The organism is Chitinophaga silvisoli (genome assembly GCF_003412465.1).
GTDB lineage: Bacteria > Bacteroidota > Bacteroidia > Chitinophagales > Chitinophagaceae > Chitinophaga > Chitinophaga silvisoli.
In genome coordinates, this window is sequence record NZ_QTJV01000002.1 from 367,901 (window position 1) to 387,387 (window position 19,487).

The window sequence follows — 19,487 nt, forward strand, 5'->3', positions numbered from 1 at the left end:
ATAAAGTAAAAGATGAAGACATTTTTTAGGTTGCTGGATTTATCACGACCTTATCACCACTACGTTCCGGAGTACATTGTTTATATTATCCTCTATTCCTTACTGGGAATCATGAACTTTACCCTGCTCATCCCCATGATGAATGCCTTGTTTGACACGGGGCATCAGCAGATCGTGACCCAGATGCCTGAATTCTCTGTGAGCTTCGGGTACTTAAAAGATGTTTTCTATTATTACCTCAACCAGCAGCTGACTACAGAGGCCGGTAAATTCGGGGTGCTCGTATATGTATGTATAGTACTGTTTGCTACCATCGTACTCAAAAACCTCTTTGGTTACCTGAGCCAGAAAGTACTGACCCGTATGCGTGTGAGCATGGTGAAGAAGATGCGTGACAGGCTGTTCGAACAGTTCAGCACCCAGTCCCTCCGTTTCTTTCATGACGAACGTAAGGGTGACCTGCTTTCTACCATCAGCTCTGATGTTGTGGAAGTGGAAAACTCTGTGGTGACTTCATTGCAAACGTTGTTCAGGGATCCCCTGGTGATCATCTCCACCTTTATTGCACTCTTTGTTATTTCCAAGGAACTCACCATATTCACTATCTTATTTTTCCCGATCTCCGGCTGGCTGATCAGCAGTGTGTCAAAGAAACTGAAGCGGCAATCCAATATTAGTCAGGGTTTGCTGGGGAAGTTGCTGAACGTGACAGAAGAAACCTTGTCAGGGATCCGCATCATCAAGGCTTTCAACGGGGAGAAGTTCATCCGTGAAAAGTTTGACAAGGATAACTCAGCCTTTGCCCAGACAGTCAAGAACATCCAGAACCAGCGTGAAATGGCCTCCCCGGTATCCGAGATCCTGGGTGTACTGGTAGTAGTGATCATCATGCTGTATGGTGGATACCTGATCCTGAATCATAAGAGCAACCTGGATCCGGGTATGTTCATTGGTTACCTGGCGCTGTATTTCCAGATCCTTGCACCGGCCAAGAACATAGGTTCTGCCTTTACGGCACTGCCTAAAGGTCTGGCAGCCGGCGAAAGAGTATTGCGCATTATCGACCTCGACAATCCCATCAAGGATAAACCGAATGCAAAATCACTGCCTGGCTTTACTGACTCCATCGTATACGACAACATCACTTTCAGGTACAATGAAACTCCTGTTATTAAGAATGTAAGTCTCACCATTCCGAAAGGCAAGATGGTGGCGCTGGTGGGCAAGAGCGGTGCCGGTAAAACCACCATGGCCGATTTGCTGCCACGCTTCTACGATGTACAGGGTGGTAAGATCATGGTCGATGGCCAGGACATCCGTGATGTAAAGATGCACGACCTGCGCGCTATCATGGGTATGGTATCGCAGGAAGCGATCCTCTTCAACGACTCTATCTTTAATAATATCGCCTTCGGACAAGAAAATGCGGACAAAGAAGAAGTGATCAGGGCGGCAAAGATTGCCAATGCACATGAGTTTATTATAAAGCAGGACGATGGTTATGATACCGTGATAGGGGACAGGGGTATGAAGTTGAGCGGTGGTCAGCGGCAGCGTCTCACTATTGCACGAGCGATCTTCAAGAACCCGCCCATCCTGATCCTGGATGAAGCGACTTCTGCACTGGATACGGAATCAGAAAAACTGGTGCAGGATGCGCTGGACAAACTGATGGAAAACCGTACGACCATCGTGATTGCTCACCGTTTATCTACCATCCAGCATGCGGACATTATTGTGGTAATGGACCAGGGCGAGATTAAGGAGCAGGGTACGCACGAAGAACTGATTGCTGTGAATGGAATCTACAAGAAGCTGGTAGAAATGCAGGAATTTAAATAAGCCGGATGTCATCAGACATCAGCTACCGCGATAATATTGCAAAGAAAAAGCCCGGATGGTACATCCGGGCTTTCTTTTTATCTATAGAAGAGAAAATTACTTGCTCTTAGCCAACTTAGCTTCAATGCTCAGGGTAGCATGAGGTACTGCACGCAGTCTTGCCTTATCGATCAGCTTACCTGTCATACGACAAATACCATAAGTTTTGTTCTCGATACGCACCAGGGCTTTCTCCAGGTGGTCGATGAACTGGATCTGGCGGCTAGCCATCTGGTTCAGCTGTTCTCTTTCCTGGGAACCGGAACCATCTTCCATGCTCATGTATTTGTTTTCGGTATCGTCGGTTCCAGCTTCATCCTTGCGGGTGATCAGGCCTTGCAGGTAAACCAGTTCTTTCTTAGCTGCTTCCAGCTTTTTCATGATCAGGTCTTTGAATTCCTGCAGGTCAGCATCGCTGTAACGGTAGATAGGTCCGGAAGGTTGTTCAGGTTGATCCAGTACGGACTTGGTGAACTCGGGCTGGTAAGTAACCAGGGTGTTAGCTTTGGAACCGGCTTTCTTATCAGCTTTCTCCACACGTTCAACAGGTTTTTCGGCTTTCACCGGAGCTTTTTCTGTTTTAGCAGGCGCTTTTTCAGCTGTTTTCTTGCCGGCATCTTTCGCTACCGCTTTTTCCTTCTCGTCTTTTTCTTTATTATTCTTTACTGGCATTATTACTTCTTTTTCTTCTGGCTTGGAAATTAGTTTTTCTTTTTCAGCAGGTGCGACAGGCGCAACTACTTTCTGCTTTGTATCAGGCACTTTCTTAGCTGCCGGCTTAACGGGAGCCGTAGCTTTATTAACGGGCTGCTTAGCTGCGGGTACAGCCTTTGCAGGTGCTGGTTTCGCTACAGATTTGCTGGAAGGGGATGCTTTTGTAACTGTTTTATTACTGGCAACAGCCTTTGGGGAAGCAACCGGTTTAGCGGCTTTAGCGGGGGCTTTCGACGTTACAGTCTTCGCAGTTGATTTTTCAGCCTGGACCGCTGCCTTTTTAGCAGTGGATGCCTGGGCCGCATTCTTTGCGGGTGTAGCCTGCTTTACCGTAGCTTTAGAAGCCGGTGCTGCCTTATGGGTCTTACTAATAGCAACTTTTTTGCCTGTTGCCATGGGGATTAGCTTTTTTTGTTAACTAATACATTAAATGTCAAATCATTAACTTCAATTTCAACTCCATCCTGTAATTCCGGCACTAATTCCACACTATCTGCCAAAATTTCCGTGCAAATATAGTCATTATAGTTAATAATCGCGGACTTGAGGCTTTCTGCGGCCGCCATTTTTACCTGTATTCTGTCAGTCAGTTCGAAATCATTATCCTTCCTGATTTTCTGAATACGGTTTACCAATTCACGGGCATTACCTTCATCGAGCAGCTCGGGAGTAATAGTAATATCCAGCGCTACCGTTAAGGCGCCTTTATTAGCTACAGTCCAACCAGGAATGTCTTCTGAAATAATCTCAACGTCAGATAACACTATAGGCAGTTGCTCATTATCGATCAGCAAGTTAAACTGTCCGTCCCTTTCCAATACGGCTATATCGGCATCAGTGAAAGCGGTAATAGCTGCTGCTACTGCTTTCATTTTTGCTCCCATTTTACTCCCCAGGGATTTAAAGTTTGGCTTGATCTTTTTCTTGATGAAACCGGCGGTTTCCGTAAGATAATCAATACCTTTCACATTGACTTCACTTTTTATGAGGTGAGCCACTTTTTCCACCTGATCTTTCAGATGTCCATCCTGAACAGGGATTAAAATCTTCTGTAAGGGCTGGCGTACTTTAATATTTACCTTCTTACGGAGAGACAATACCAGGGAACTGATATCCTGGGCCAGCTGCATCCTTTCTTCCAGTTCAGCATCGATCGCTGCAGTGACTACTGCAGGGAAGTCCACATGGTGTACAGACACCCTGTCGCTACGTTTACTTACCTGATTCAGGTTGTTGAATAACCAGTCTGCAAAGAACGGGGATACGGGTGCCATCAGTTTGGAGAGGGTTTCGAGACATTCGAACAGCGTCTGGTAAGCAGAGATCTTGTCATGTTCGTATTCCCCCTTCCAGAAACGGCGACGACAGAGACGTACATACCAGTTACTCAGATGTTCGTCTACAAAGGTCTGGATAGCCCTTCCTGCCTGAGTTGGCTCGTATTCATCAAAGAATCCTGTAACATCTTTCACCAGCGTGTTCAGCAGGGAAATGATCCAGCGGTCAATTTCCGGGCGCTGTTCCAGCGGGATATATGCTTCCCTGAAACCGAAGTTATCCAGGTTCGCATACATGGCAAAGAAGTTATAAGTATTGTACAGGGTGCCGAACAACTTGCGTTGTACTTCACGGATGCCTTCAATATCAAATTTCATGCTATCCCATGGGGAAGCATTAGTAATGAGGTACCAACGAGTGGCATCTGCCCCAAAATTTTCCAAAGTCTCGAATGGATTGACCACATTGCCGAGCCTTTTACTCATTTTGTTGCCATTCTTATCCAGGACGAGCCCGTTAGATACCACAGTCTTGTAAGCTACGCTGTCGAACAGCATGCTACCGAGCGCATGCAGGGTATAGAACCATCCACGGGTCTGATCCACACCTTCAGCGATGAAATCGGCCGGGAAATTTTGCTCAAAAGTTTCTTTATTCTCAAATGGGAAGTGCCATTGCGCATAAGGCATCGCCCCACTGTCGAACCATACGTCGATCAGGTCTGGTTCACGGCGCATTGGTTTACCAGATGCACTTACCAATATTATATTATCGACAAATGGCTTGTGCAGATCAGAGGTAAGGTGCTCAATATAAGCAGCTTCATCCTTTTGATTGGCAGGTACTTTCATGACACCTGCTGCCAGTGATTTTGACAGTTCTTCACGGAGTTCTGCCACGGAACCGATGCAGATCTCTTCCTCATTGTCTTCTGTACGCCAAACCGGCAGTGGGGTACCCCAATAACGGCTACGGCTCAGGTTCCAGTCTACCATGTTCTCCAGCCAGTTGCCAAAACGACCGGTACCGGTAGAAGCAGGTTTCCAGTTGATGGTTTTATTCAGTTCCACCATCCTGTCTTTAAGGGCAGTAGTACGGATGAACCAGGCATCCAGCGGATAATATAATACAGGCTTATCTGTTCGCCAGCAGTGAGGATAAGTATGTTCATACTTTTCTACCCTGAAAGCGCGGTTTTCTTTCTTCAGTTTTACAGCGATATCTACATCTACGTCCTTGTAATCCGGGTCGCTTTTATAATTCTTCACATAACGGCCAGCGAACTCACCCACGGTATCCAGGAATTTTCCCTGACGGTCTACCAGGGTCAGGATACCAATACCATATTTTTTGCCCACCTTGTTATCGTCCGCACCAAAAGCAGGCGCAGTATGTACGATACCGGTACCATCTTCGGTGGTTACGAAATCGCCGATGATGACACGGAAAGGATCTCCTTCTTCAGGCTGTACATATGGCAAGAGCTGCTCATAGCGGATTTCTTCCAGCTGACTGCCTTTGAAGACTGCCAGGGTCTGCCAGGGGATTACTTTGTCACCTTCTTTATAGGCAGCGAAATCGCCGTCTTCACCCTCTTTCTTAAAGTATTTGCCAGTCAGGGCAGTTGCCATAATGACAAACTGTGGCAGACCGGTATATGGATTGAAAGTGCGGATCAGCGCATATTCGATATTCGCTCCTACAGTCAGACCCAGGTTGGAAGGCAGGGTCCATGGGGTAGTCGTCCACGCCATGAAGAAGATTTCAGCAGCAGGGTCTGCCTTGCGGGCAATTTCGAAGAGGAATGCGGATCTGTCTGACTCGATAGCCTTGAAAGTGGCAACGACAGTAGTATCCTTTACATCTTTGTAAGTACCTGGCTGGTTCAGTTCATGTGAGCTCAGACCTGTACCTGCAGCAGGAGAGTAAGGCTGAATGCTCACGCTCTTGTACAGGAGGCCTTTCTTATATAATGTCTGCAGGCACCACCACAGGCTTTCGATATAATCATTTTCGAAAGTGATGTATGGTTTCTGGAGGTCTACCCAATAACCCATCTGACGGGTCAGGTCATCCCATTTATCTTTATATTTTAATACCTCAGTACGACAGGTCTTATTATATTCTTCAACAGAAATAGTTTTTCCAATATCTTCTTTAGTAATGCCGAGCGTTTTTTCTACACCCAGTTCCACAGGGAGACCATGGGTATCCCAACCGCCTTTGCGCTTTACCTGGAAACCGCGCATAGTCTTATAACGGCACACAAGATCCTTGAGTGTACGGCTAATGACATGGTGAATGCCCGGTAAGCCGTTAGCACTTGGCGGACCTTCATAAAAAACGAAGGGGGTCGCGCCTTCCCGCAGGGAAACACTCTGCTCGAAAGCCTGCTCCTGTTCCCAACGAGCCAATACATCTTTCGCTATCTGCGGTAAATTCAGCTGATTATATTCCTGATATTTGCTGCTCATAAAACAATTATGCGCCCTTTGACGTTAATAAGTGAGTTGATTAAAATTCTGCAAAGTTACGGATTTTAGCCGGCTCTTATAAGGAAACCGGGACTAAAAACAAAGAAGTAAACCATTTGATTTTAATTGCTGAATATTTTTTGTATTTTTACAGTGCATTGGTTCGCTATTGAATCTTGGCATTGTTTTGGTAACTAACGTCGGAAGAAAAAGATAAGTTGAAAAACTTAACCCAAAAGATTGATAAACCATAATTGATAAACCATATCTGATCTTTTATGAAAAAGTTAGTTTTTATATTTTTTGTGGCACTTGTAACTTCCGGCACAACTTTTGCACAAAAAAAATCAGCAAAAAAATCAAAGAAAGTAGTTGCTAAGACAGAAATGGTCGCTCCGGCAGTTGTAAAAGAATCTTTTCAACAGAACTTTGCAGGTACGGACGCCAGATGGACTAAAAACTACGGAGGCAATTGGGTAGCGAACTTTACCAAAGATGAAGTGAAGACAGCAGCAGAGTTTGATAAAGATGGTAAATGGTTAGCAACCCGCAGCAATTACACAGAAGCAAACCTGCCCCCGGCAGTTGCAACAGGTGTAAAAGCGAAGTATCCGACCGCCACCATCAAAGATGGCTGGAAAATTGAAAGGTCAGATGTTGCTTCTTATTATAAGGTAAATATTCAGGACAACGGTACAGAAAAAGCAGTGTTGATTAATGAGGCTGGTACCATTGCAGAATGATTACTTTCACTAATTAGTATTTCATAGGTATAGGGATAAATAGGACAGACCCTGCTCTTTTGGGCGGGGTTTTCTTTTTGTATTAATACCTGGATCTTATTTGTGCGCAACACATAAAAAAAGGGTTCACCGCTGGTGAACCCTTTTTTTCGCATTTAAAATTCTAAATAAAAACCGTCTCGAGTAGTTCGAGACGGCTTTATGTAATTACGGTAGAAGACTTACCTGACAAAAAATGCACTTTCAAAAGGTCAAATATCGTGTTTGAGGTGCAAAATAATGGCTTTACTCAAATCTTTTGCCCGGTAAGCCTTCCCCATGGTCAAATCTGATAAGGAAGCTTATAAGGATGATCAGGATAGATATCTGCCGATCGTGATACAAAGATGCAGCAATCTTTCACAGATCCTTTTTCAATTCGGGAAAACTAATGATCGAAAAAGGAAAATCACTGTTCCCAAATTAAAAAGCCCCCTGTTTGACAGGGGGCTTTTTAATATAATAAGTTGATTATTAGCGCAATAACAATTCACATGGCTTCAATCCGGTGTGTTTCTTAAACGCAGTGGAAAAATGGGAAATACAGGAATAGCCCATCAGGATCGCTACCTCACTCACACTCATTCCCTTTTCGTACAGCAGGCCCTTGGCCTTCTCCATTCTTTCCTTCTGGAAATAGTCATAAATGGTGGTACCATACATCGCCTTGAACCCTTTCTTCAGGTAACACTCATTCATGGCTACCTTACGGGCCAGATCACGAATGGTAATAGGTGCATCCAGCTGCTCCAGCAGGATATCCTTTGCCTTCTCGATCTTTCCACGGTCTTCCATGTGGGTGAGGAAACGACAACCGAAACGGTCATCTGTATCATTCTGCACAAACTGGTCAGAGCTGAATAACAACAGCTCTAATGCCTTGCTCTGCAAAAAGATATTCTTCAAAGCCCCATCATAGTTATGATGTACCATTTGCTCCAATACCTGTTTTGACTTGGTACTGGGCGCTATTGTCTTTACGAAAGGCTTACGTGACTGCATGTCAAACAGGGTACTCGTTGAAGAGCCCTTCTGCAGGGTTTGTATAAACGACGGCTGAAAACGCACCGTAATCATGTCGATGGAAGGCTGCTTTTGATTGCAGTTATCCTTTTTATGTGCGCAAACCTGGTCTGTACATCCTGGATTTTGACAATATTTGTTCCCGGCTACACAATAACGTAGCTCCACAGCTGCAGACTGACCTCTTTTTGCCGGCTGATACACTACCATCGCTACATCGTCTACTGGCAAAGGACGGTCATATGTAAACCGCTGCAATGTGAAATCGAGACAGTCAGGTACCGCCACGCTATCAGATACAGCCAACTCAAGCTGGTCGCTCATAGCCGGCTGGCGGATAGCCAATGTTAGTATGTCCTGCAACTCTTTCAATTTTCCTGATCTATTGTTAAAACCTCGACAAAAATAGTCAATCATATTTTAACGGAAACGATTATGACAGTAAGGTGACCAAAACACGTGGTTTCCAAAAGGAAACCCGGTGCCGGATTATTCCTTCAAACATTGTAAACTTTTAACAGGATTCCTTAACCCTTGTGTGAACCTATATTCGGATAATGACTAAAGATCTTTAAGACCTACGGAGAGGCGCTTAATGCCGTTAGCAAGGCCATTGATTATTATAACCGTGTCAGACCGCACATGAGTTGTAACTACCTGACACCCAATGAGGCATATACAAAAAAGGGCGCTTTGTCCTCAAAATGGAAGAAAAGAAACAAAGTAATGAGTAATTCACACCTGTAAAGCGCTCGCTGAACCAACTTCCAACCTGTAAAGCTAATTCTGCATACAATACGTCAACTGTAAGGTTTTTCTGTACTAAGACACTGTGCTTTCTAAGGGAAATATCCCGCAGATAACCCGCAGATAACCCGCAGATATCCCGCCAATAACCCGCATTCTAAAAGAGGCGGATTACCTGCGGGATATATGCGTAATATCTACGGGAAACAAGGGGAATACCCCTATTTCCGACAAGAAACAAACCCGGCTTTTACCCTTTCATATAGGGCCTTTTTAAAATAACATGCGTTACTTTTACGAATGAGTGCGTACTGGTATGAAATTCGTTCACTCATCCCTAATGGAAAGAAAGTCCTTTATACGTCGGTTCTGGAAGAAAGCCCTGATCATTCTGGCCAGCTTTATCCTTTTAATTATGGCAACTGCCTGGTACCTGGCCCACCGCTGGGATAAGCAGATCCGCATTCAGCTGAAAAGCTATGTGCTGGACATGTCGGACAGCCTGTACAACCTCCGTTACGACCAAATGCACCTCAATCTCATCACAGGTAGCCTTGCACTTGAAAAAGTTAGCCTGGTAAAGGATTCCGCCGTTTACGCCCGTTTACAGCAGGAGCACAGGGCTCCCCGCTTCATTTATACTTTCAGTGCTGACGAAATCAGCCTGAAATATTTCAAAGTATGGCGTTACTTCCACAAAAAACAGCTGAGCGCCACCTCCTTAGTTCTACGCAACCCCAGTTTTGTACTGGAACTCAATACCCAAAATATCGATACGACAAAGCCAAGAAATGCCTACCAGAATATTTCGAAGAAAATTTCCTCGATTCACCTGGGCAACCTGGTCCTCGACAACACTAACCTGAAATACACCTATATCAAAAAAGACAGTAGCCTCATCTACACCCAGCTCAATGAACTGAGTGTACAGGTCAAGGATTTCCTGATTGACTCCGTGGCGCTCCAGGACCCTACACGGTTCCTGTATGCCCGTAACTATATATTAGACCTGAAAAATTACCAGTACCGCACCCCGGATAGCCTGTACTGGATGCATGTGAGAGATGTTCATTACAGTGCGGAAGACAGAAGCATCAAAATAGGGCAGTTCCAGGTAGCCCCCCGCTACAACAGGGAACAGTTCGATATCAAATCCGTTTACCAGCGGGATCGCTTTGATGTACACCTGAATAATATTGACATTACAAACCTGGAACCCCGCTTACTCCTGGAAGACCAGATCTTCCAGGCAGGAAAGGTGGTGATCAACAGCGGGAACCTGGATATCTACCATAACCGTAACCTGCCCCCTTCGCCCGGCAATAAACTGGGGAAATTTCCTAACCAGATACTGCTAAAAGTAGCCTTACCTATTAATATAGATACCATCGTCGGGAAGCGAACGGACATTCTTTATACTGAAATCAACCCCAAATCGCAGGAGGCAGGAAAACTCAGTTTCAAGCAGGTACATGGCATATTCAGGAATGTTACCAATATTGACACCGTCATTGCCCGCAAACCCATGCTCACCATCGACCTGGATGCCGTACTCATGAAAAGTGGTAAGCTAAAAGCCCATTTTGGCTTTGGCCTGAAAAACAACAATGGCGCATTTTCCGTTACCGGCCAGGTAAAGGATATGGATGGAAAGGAACTCAACCCAGTATTGAAACCACTTGGGATGGTGGAGGTGAAGTCCTGCAAGATCAACGACCTGAGCTTTAGCATGACAGGTAATGAACAGGGTGCTAAAGGTGAGGTGAAATTCCTTTATTCAGACCTGAAGGTCAGTATCCTGAAAAAGGAAGAGGGCAGTCATGAGTTCAAAAAGAAAGGCCTGATCAGCTTTATAGCCAATATGCTGGTCATAAAGGACGAAAACCCCGGTAAGGGACAGGTTAGAATTGCTCATCCCAAATATACCAGGGATCCCAATAAATCGTTCTTTAACCTGGTATGGAAAACACTTTTTACGGGGATCAAGGAAACGGTGCTCGGGGAGCACTCACCTATATAATATTTGACATGTGAATAATCGAGGTGGAAAAATAACCCATCGATACATCATTTTATTTGCACATTAAACATTGAAATAAGGCTCATTTTTCGTATTTTTGCACAATTCACGAGAATTCAATTCTAAACTACATTTTCTCCCAAATATGAGCGAAGAATTAGCGCAAGTAACTACTCCAGCCCAAGGCGGCTATGATGCGGATAGTATTCAGGTACTGGAAGGTCTGGAAGCGGTGCGTAAACGCCCTGCGATGTACATTGGTGACATTGGCGTTAAAGGTCTTCACCACCTTGTATATGAAGTGGTGGACAACTCAATCGATGAGGCGCTGGCAGGTTATTGTAAAAATATAGAAGTCACTATTTGTGAGGACAACTCGATCAAGGTAGTGGATGATGGTCGCGGTATCCCGACAGGGATGAATACCAAAGAAGGCCGTTCGGCGCTGGAAGTGGTAATGACCGTACTGCACGCAGGTGGTAAATTTGACAAAAACACATATAAGGTTTCCGGTGGTCTGCACGGTGTGGGTGTGAGTTGCGTAAACGCACTGAGTACCCTGCTGCATGTAACCGTAAAACGTGAGGGCAAGCTGTTCGAACAGGAGTATTCCCGTGGTATCCCCCAGTACTCGGTACGTGAAATCGGTACTTCCGATACTACAGGTACCACTGTTCATTTTAAACCAGATGGTGAGATCTTCAAGGATACTACCTACAACAGGGAGATCCTGGCTGGCCGTCTGCGTGAACTGGCTTACCTGAACAGGAAGATCCGTATCGTTCTGACGGACGACCGTGAGAAAGACGATCATGGTAACTCTGTGAGCGAAACCTTTTACAGCGAAGGTGGTATTGTCGAATTTGTATCTATGCTGGATCGCAATGGTCGTCGTAATCCCCTGTTGCCAGATCCAATCTTTGTAGAGACCCTCGATGCTGCCAGCAATGTGTCCGTAGAAGTAGCGGTGATCTATAATGACTCCTTCTCTGAGAACATCTTCTCTTATGTAAATAACATCAACACCATTGAAGGTGGTACACACGTAGCCGGTTTCCGCCGTGCTATCACCCGTGTATTCAAAAGCTATGGTGATAAGAACAAGATGTTTGAAAAGACTAAGGTAGAGGTAACCGGTGATGACTTCCGCGAAGGTCTGAGTGCCATCGTGAGCGTAAAAGTACCTGAGCCACAGTTCGAAGGTCAGACCAAAACCAAGTTGGGTAACTCCGACGTAATGGGTGTGGTAGACAGTTCTGTAGCCGCAGTACTGGATGCTTACCTGGAAGAACATCCGCGTGAAGCCAAAACTATTATCAATAAGGTAGTGCTTGCTGCCCAGGCCCGTGAAGCTGCGCGTAAAGCAAGGCAGATGGTACAGCGTAAGAGTGTACTGAGTGGTAGTGGTCTCCCTGGTAAACTGGCTGACTGCTCTGAGAACGATCCTGAAAAATGTGAACTGTACCTGGTCGAGGGTGATTCCGCGGGTGGTACAGCGAAACAAGGTCGCAACCGTAGCTTCCAGGCCATCCTGCCACTGCGTGGTAAGATCCTGAACGTAGAGAAAGCCATGGAGCATAAGATCTACGAAAACGAAGAAATCAAGAATATCTTCACCGCCCTTGGGGTTACCATCGGTACTGAAGAAGATGATAAAGCACTGAATCTGGCTAAACTCCGTTATCACAAGCTGATCATCATGACGGATGCCGACGTGGATGGTAGTCACATTGCGACACTGATCCTCACGTTCATCTTCCGCTATATGAAGGCGATGGTAGAACAGGGCTATGTTTACATTGCGCAGCCGCCACTGTACCTGGTGAAGAAGAGCAAGGAGCAGATCTATGCGTGGACGGAAGAAGACCGTAAAGCAGCGATCCAGCAACTGGCTAATGGTAAGGAAGATAGCGTAACTATCCAGCGTTATAAAGGTTTGGGTGAGATGAACGCAGAACAGCTGTGGGAAACTACCATGAACCCCGATAACCGTACCCTGAAACAGGTAACTATTGAAAGTGCTGCCGAAGCAGATCGCGTATTTAGTATGCTGATGGGCGATGAAGTACCTCCCCGTAGAGAATTCATCGAATCTCACGCAAAGTATGCGAAGATCGATGCCTAAGTTTAATTTTATATAAGCGAAAAAGACTGGCTCCGGCCAGTCTTTTTTATTTCTGATATACTCAAAAAATTATCTAGCCAAACTCAAAAATTACCCCCAAACGTTAATTTTATACCATTTTGTGGAAAGTGTGGACAGTTTGTTTCTCTCTCATTTACAGTCACTTCGCTATTATTGTGAACATACCTGTTAAAAAACTTATAAATCTTTTATTTAATTCATCTGATTTCTCAGTATTTTGCAGTCCTATTTATCTCTATACCTATTGAAATTTTACTATCCTATGAAACCTAGCTCCCTCCTGGGACTTCTGTGTCTGGTGCTGTCTTTCTGCGCATGTCAGAAAGACAAGGCAGTGCCGACTTCGGGATCTTTAACATTCGCGTTTGAAGGCACTGCTTATTCTGCAAACGATGCGAGTGGTTTTGTGACCGATACGGCAGTAGTTGGCAAGAAGGCCCTGACCATTGAAGGTTTGACCAGCAACCTGAGTAAGCACATTGCAATCACAGTTATATTCCCTGATACGCTTGCCGTAGGGACATATACACAGGCAAACGGGACCTATATTTTATGGTCTCCGTCATTATCCGCAGAGGTTGCGTCCTACCTGAGTACTACAGCGACAATTAAAATTACAAGCATAAATAGTAAGTATGCCGAAGGCACATTTGCCGGCATTTTAAACAATGGCGAGAAAGAAGAGCCATTAACGGACGGAATATTTAAAGTCAACATTTATTGATCATCGTTTTTTTTTGAAATCTTTTTCCATCGTGTCCCGCTTATATAAGCGGGACTTTTTGTTTTTAGCGGGGATCAAATCGTACTGACCCAATTTTAAAGCCTGCCGGGGTATCTCCAGGAAAACCCCATTCTGGTTAATATCCGAACATAGATTGTTAATTGCGATAAAAGGATACGAAGCCCCACCTATTACATTTGAAGTAAGTCGTAAATCACATAATCAGGAACTTATTGATGGCCATTTGCGCAGATGGCCTGTAGAGCGTAATAATTCAACTTAAAAAAACCAATTTCTAATCTCCTTCGTATGAAAACAGTTTCATATTACCTGTCAGCATTGCTGGCGGGCTTGCTTCTTAGTACCCTTACCATTGCGCAAAGCAGGGTTATACAGGGAACAGTGACCGATGAAAATAAACAGCCCTTAGGCTTTGTAACAGTGAACATTAAAGGAACAAACAAAGGTACCGTTACTGACAAAAACGGTTCATTTTCACTAGAAGTCACACCGAATACCACACTCATTTTAAGAGCGGTAGGATTCCTCACCAAAGAAGTGGGTGCAGGCAATACCGGTACCTTAACTATTACCATGGCCGAAAGCGCCAGTGACCTCAATGAAGTCGTAGTGACTGCACTGGGTGTAAAGAAAGAAAAACGTAATCTCACCTTCAGTTCCCAGGAAGTAAAAAGCGATGAGATCCTGCGTGCAAAAGAGCCGAATATTGTAAATACACTTACCGGTAAGGTATCTGGCGTACAGATAACCAACTCATCCGGAATGCCGGGTAGTTCTGCCCGTATTGTCATCCGTGGCATTACTTCTCTAACGGGTGAAAACCAGGCATTAATTGTAATGGATGGTGTGCCTATTAACAATGATGAAACAGATAATCCCAACGATGGAGGTCCCGGTTCCAACAGGCTTTCTGATATTGATCCGGGTATTATTGAGAGTATAAATGTGCTGAAGGGAGCTGCGGCTACAGCATTATATGGTTCTGCCGGAGCAAGGGGCGTGGTCCTGATTACTACTAAGAGGGGGGGAGACAATCGTAAACCAACCGTTATGCTTAGCTCCGGTCTTTCATTTGAAAACGCTTACTTTCCGGATCGCCAGATGACTTATGCGCAAGGTAATAATGGCATCTATTACGATGGGGAAACTGCTGCTACCAAAACCAGTACATCATGGGGCCCACGTATGGACACCCTGAAGGTCAATGGAGCTAAAGTTCCTTTTCACAATCAATTTAAGGAATTTTTTCGCACAGGTGTGAGTACTAACAATACTGTTTCGGTAGAAGGAGGAACTGCCAATTCAGGTTATTATCTATCCTATTCCTACTTTAATCAACAGGGCACTATTCCAGCTACGGATTACACCAGGCATAGCCTATTTGCAAAGTATACCACTAAAATTTATGAGAAACTGACAGGAACATTTCAGATTACTTATAGCTCAGTTAAAAACCATCGTATGCCAGAAGGTTATGGTCTTGAGAACCCACTTTGGACAGTGTATGCAGCCCCGGTCTCTTACGACTTAAAACCTTACCTGAATGATGATGGAACCCAACGACTGTATCGCTATAGCCGGAATAACCCATACTGGGTAATTGACAATGTACTTAATACAACCATCGTTAACAGGTACCTCCCTGTTCTGACATTTGTATATGCACCTACTGACTGGCTTTCAGTAACAGAGCGTATGGGTGCAGATATGTATGGAGATCAGTTGCAGTACCATGTAAATATGAATGATATTACTTACACTACTGGTCTGATACAATCCAAACATAGCACCTTTCGTCAATTTAACCATGACTTCATAGTACAACTAAAAAAACAATTCACATCTAAGATAAATACCAGCCTGCTGTTAGGAAACAACGTTTATTCTAACTACTCTGATTACATGCAGGCGATTGGAAAAGGCCTGGCAAAAGCCGGTTATTACAATATGGCCAGTGCTTCTTCGGTGACTTACACTGAATCGCAGACAATGGTAAGAAAAGTAGGTTTTTATGCACAAGGTGAGCTGGATTATAACAGGACATTAATCCTCAACCTGAATGGCAGATATGATGGTAGCTCTGTTCTTTCTGCCAGCAACAGGTACTATCCTTATGGTTCTGCTGCCGCTGCATTTATTTTTTCAGAAGTGATGCCTGAAAAAGTGAAAAAGACAATCAATTTTGGTAAGGTCAGGGCTTCCTATGCCATCGTAGGTAATGATAATGTAAATGCTTATACGACAACTACTCCTTACTACCAGGCAACTATTTATGGAGATGTAAGCAGTAACCTGACATTTCCTTATAACGGACAGAATGGCTTTCTTATAAGTAGTGGGCTAGGTAATGCGAACCTAAAAAATGAATTACAGAAAGAACTGGAATTTGGATTAGAAATGAAATTCCTCAATAACAGACTGGGATTTGAAACATCGTGGTTTGACCGAAAAATGTCCGACGGACTGGTTGGAGGTATTGCACTTCCTAACTCTACCGGGTATGCATCGACAACGATCAACTCTGCAAGAATGGAAACAAAAGGACTGGAAGTATTGCTAAATGTCACTCCTGTAAGAACAAAAGATTTTAGTTGGGATGTAACAATGACCTACACTAAAATGAATTCAAAGGTTCAGGAAATTGGGGCAGGACTTGATCAGACCAGTATCGGTAGCACATGGGCAGTAGTTGGCCAGCCATGGGGAGTATTGAAAGGGACAAAATATGCGAGGACATCAGACGGTCAGTTGCGCATTAATGCATCCGGTCTTCCCTATTCGGATGATAATAGTAATATTCTCGGAAATACCACGGCAGACTGGCTGGGAAGTATCACTAATCAGTTTCATTATAAACAATTTGGTCTCAGTTTCTATTTTGATACAAGACAGGGTGGAAAAATTCAAAACTCAGACGATGGATACAACCTATATTATGGCGTATCTAAAGTTACTGAAAACCGGGCGGACAGGGTGGTAAAAGGAATAAGTGATGAAACCGGCCAGCCAAATACTGTTTCTGTAAGTGCTCAAAAATATTACCAGCAGATAAGTGGTATCACAGAAGCGGTGATACAGGATGCATCTTATATCAAACTCCGAAATGTAAGCTTGTCGTATAATATGGGTCAAAAAGCGTTGGGAAGTTTACCTTTCAAAAATGCCAGCATCGTGCTGACTGGCCGTAACTTATGGATCCACAAATCTTCTTCATTTACCGGTGCTGACCCCGAAGCCAATTCCTGGGGCAACGGTAATAGTAGTGTGGGTCTTTACTCTTTCACCGCGCCAACTTCCCGCTCTTATGACTGCACTATCAAACTTACTTTTTAAAATATTGAACATGAAAAAAACATTCATCATATTGACCATTTTCACGGGATCACTGCTGGCTGGATGTAAAAAATATCTGGATGTAAATGATAATCCAAATCTTCCTGGATCGGTCTCTGAATCCTTGTTACTAGGTCCGCTGGAAGCTGGTGCATCAGAATATATTGCAAATGGTAACGCTTCCGTATTAGTTAATCAATGGATGCAAAATTGCGTTCCAAATCAGCCTTTGCCCAATACTGCCAATTACCTTGTTACCACTACAACATTTGATGACTATTGGAATTCCTTTTATATCGTAGAGTTGAACAATCTGCATATTTTAAATGTGCAGGCATTAACTAATGGGAATCAAATGTATGCAGGTATAGCAAAAGTATTAACTGCATATACACTTGGTAATGCCACAGACCTTTGGGGAAATATTCCTTACTCAGCATCTTTCCAGGGTACAGATGTAAGCACACCTACCTTTGATTCACAGGAAAGTATTTATTCAGCCATTCAATCAATGCTGGATAGTGCTATTACAGAACTGGCTACTGGTGAAGGATCCACTCCCGGAACTGATGATTATTTTTATAGTGGGGATATGAGTAAGTGGATTAAAATGGCATATACGCTGAAAGCAAGGTATTATATGCATCTCACTAAGGCACCTGGTTACACCGCGGCTACACAGGCATCTCTCGCTTTGGAAGCACTCAACAATGGTATGAGCAGCAATGATGAGGACTGCTATTTCCCATACACAGGCACTGAGACCTCATCCAGTCAATGGTATCTTCATTTCTTCAACACTACCACGCTTGTATTAGCTTCACATTATGTTGATTCACTTGTATCACATGCAGATCCCCGTCTTCCCTATCTTGTAAGTAAAGCGTCAAATACAGGTCTTTATACAGGTAACGTAATTGGATCCGGAGCAGGAAACCTAAACGACTACTCAGTGCCAGGTAGTTTTTACGGGGATATAGCCTCAAACGGGTATGTACTAAATGCAGCAGAAGCTGATTTCATGAAAGCAGAAGCCACTTATCTTGTATCAGGATATGCAGCTGCACAGCCGCTTTACAGGAAAGCGATTGTGAACAATATGGTAAAGGTTGGCGTGGATACAAGTAGTAGTGACGCACAAACTTACCTGTCGAAGAGAGGAACATTGACAGCTGGCAATGCATTGCAGCTGATCATTGAAGAGAAGAATATCGCGAATAATTTTTCTACGGAGAACTGGGTAGACTGGCGCAGAACCGGGTACCCGGCGCTATCGCTGATTGCGAATGATAATATTACAAGTTTGCCGCGCAGGTTTTTATACCCGAACTCGGAGATTTCTACAAATGGTACGAATGTGCCTTCGGTGAAAGTGACAGACCGTGTGTGGTGGGATGGGCAGTAAGCCTGTTGAGATAAGATTGAACAATATTGAGAAAAATTGTGAGAGCCAACCCCAATATATGGGGTTGGCTTTATTGCTTTTACTGAATTGCAAAAACCGCGCTTACGTCAGCTGTCACTTTAATAGTGCGGTAGTCGATATTCGTATCAGCAACAGAAGTATTAATTGAATTCAGTCCACGAATCACTACATTGGCGTTATTATTATATGCAGGGCGAAACACATTTATATTGTTTTCCACTACCTGTTGCACTGCCCCCAGTTTCTCCCCGATCCCTTCTATCATCACACTTGCTTTTGCTTTAGCAGCCTGCAGGGCTTTTACCTTTGCCGCCATGCGATAGTCCTCTATCTTGCTGCTACTAACTTCACTGATATATACATTGGTGATACCTGCATCTTCCACACCATCCAGGATGCTGTTCAGCTTATTGAGGCTGCTCAGTTTCAGTCTGAATTCTTTTGATGCATAGAAGTCTGCATCTTTCTTTTTCTTTCTCCACCACTGGGCACCGGATACGCTTGAAATGGTAAGGTTTTCAGCAGGGATGCCGGCTTTCTGTACAGCCTTAGTCAACTGATCTTCCAGTGTGGAAATATCTACTTTATTATTCTTGTCTTTCTGATATTCCTGGAGGGTAATGTTCAGGTAAATAATGTCAGGTGTAATCTCTATTTCAGATGTGCCATTTACTGTGATTGTCTTCGTCTTCTTATCATTCATGTCCTGCGCAAATCCGGTGATCGCCATTCCTGCTACCAACAGTGTTAATAATACCTTCTTCATAGTTTTCGTATTTGTTTCCTACATGATGCAGGGGAAAGATCAAATTCCATAAACCGCAGTAAAAAATTTATATTTTGAGTATATGCTATATCTATTCATTTCATTTTCTTTTTAAAATCCCGCTGAATCTCCTGATTAAGGTCAGTATGACC

The 19,487-nt window shown here is 44.1% G+C and carries 12 protein-coding genes; 8 read left to right on the forward strand and 4 right to left on the reverse strand.

Translation table 11 applies throughout. The features are described 5' to 3' along the window. The first annotated feature begins 12 nt into the window (after positions 1 to 12). Complete coding sequence (locus tag DXN04_RS07600; protein WP_116852729.1) at positions 13 to 1,842, forward strand: ABC transporter ATP-binding protein; 1,830 nt, start codon at positions 13 to 15, stop codon at positions 1,840 to 1,842. Between the two features lie 96 nt (positions 1,843 to 1,938). Here the strand turns inward: DXN04_RS07600 and DXN04_RS07605 are convergent, their stop codons facing one another. Continuing rightward, entirely contained in the window at positions 1,939 to 2,991 is a 1,053-nt protein-coding gene (locus tag DXN04_RS07605; protein ID WP_116852730.1) for a TraR/DksA C4-type zinc finger protein, read from the reverse strand. Positions 2,992 to 2,996: 5 nt separating this feature from the next. After that, positions 2,997 to 6,347, reverse strand: coding sequence for an isoleucine--tRNA ligase (ileS, locus tag DXN04_RS07610; RefSeq protein WP_116852731.1), 3,351 nt, complete (start codon positions 6,345 to 6,347; stop codon positions 2,997 to 2,999). Positions 6,348 to 6,625: 278 nt separating this feature from the next. Between ileS and DXN04_RS07615 the strand changes: the two genes are divergently transcribed. Beyond that, a complete protein-coding gene (locus tag DXN04_RS07615; protein WP_116852732.1) occupies positions 6,626 to 7,090 on the forward strand; it encodes a PepSY-like domain-containing protein in 465 nt (154 codons plus the stop codon). A 513-nt stretch (positions 7,091 to 7,603) separates the two neighbouring features. On the opposite strand, the gene DXN04_RS07625 is transcribed toward DXN04_RS07615, so the two are convergent. Next, positions 7,604 to 8,515, reverse strand: coding sequence for a helix-turn-helix domain-containing protein (locus tag DXN04_RS07625; RefSeq protein ID WP_158568896.1), 912 nt, complete (start codon positions 8,513 to 8,515; stop codon positions 7,604 to 7,606). Positions 8,516 to 8,719: 204 nt separating this feature from the next. On the opposite strand from DXN04_RS07625, the gene DXN04_RS35750 reads away from it, so the two are divergent. The 6 genes from DXN04_RS35750 (at position 8,720) to DXN04_RS07655 (ending at position 18,548) form a co-directional block, all read left to right on the forward strand. Then, positions 8,720 to 8,899 (forward strand): integrase core domain-containing protein, encoded by a 180-nt coding sequence (locus tag DXN04_RS35750; protein ID WP_116852735.1) that lies wholly within the window; start codon positions 8,720 to 8,722, stop codon positions 8,897 to 8,899. Positions 8,900 to 9,239: 340 nt separating this feature from the next. Continuing rightward, complete coding sequence (locus DXN04_RS07635; protein WP_116852736.1) at positions 9,240 to 10,919, forward strand: AsmA family protein; 1,680 nt, start codon at positions 9,240 to 9,242, stop codon at positions 10,917 to 10,919. 145 nt (positions 10,920 to 11,064) lie between these two features. Further along, on the forward strand, positions 11,065 to 13,044 hold the full coding sequence (gyrB, locus tag DXN04_RS07640; protein WP_116852737.1) for a DNA topoisomerase (ATP-hydrolyzing) subunit B: 1,980 nt from the start codon (positions 11,065 to 11,067) through the stop codon (positions 13,042 to 13,044). A gap of 283 nt (positions 13,045 to 13,327) precedes the next feature. Next, positions 13,328 to 13,789 carry a hypothetical protein gene (locus tag DXN04_RS07645; RefSeq protein ID WP_116852738.1) on the forward strand — a complete coding sequence of 154 codons (462 nt, stop codon included), beginning with the start codon at positions 13,328 to 13,330 and terminating at the stop codon, positions 13,787 to 13,789. A gap of 309 nt (positions 13,790 to 14,098) precedes the next feature. After that, positions 14,099 to 17,143, forward strand: coding sequence for a SusC/RagA family TonB-linked outer membrane protein (locus DXN04_RS07650; protein WP_116852739.1), 3,045 nt, complete (start codon positions 14,099 to 14,101; stop codon positions 17,141 to 17,143). Positions 17,144 to 17,153: 10 nt separating this feature from the next. After that, entirely contained in the window at positions 17,154 to 18,548 is a 1,395-nt protein-coding gene (locus DXN04_RS07655; RefSeq protein WP_116852740.1) for a SusD/RagB family nutrient-binding outer membrane lipoprotein, read from the forward strand. Between the two features lie 79 nt (positions 18,549 to 18,627). On the opposite strand, the gene DXN04_RS07660 is transcribed toward DXN04_RS07655, so the two are convergent. Next, positions 18,628 to 19,335, reverse strand: coding sequence for an SIMPL domain-containing protein (locus DXN04_RS07660; protein ID WP_116852741.1), 708 nt, complete (start codon positions 19,333 to 19,335; stop codon positions 18,628 to 18,630). Between the last annotated feature and the right edge of the window lie 152 nt (positions 19,336 to 19,487).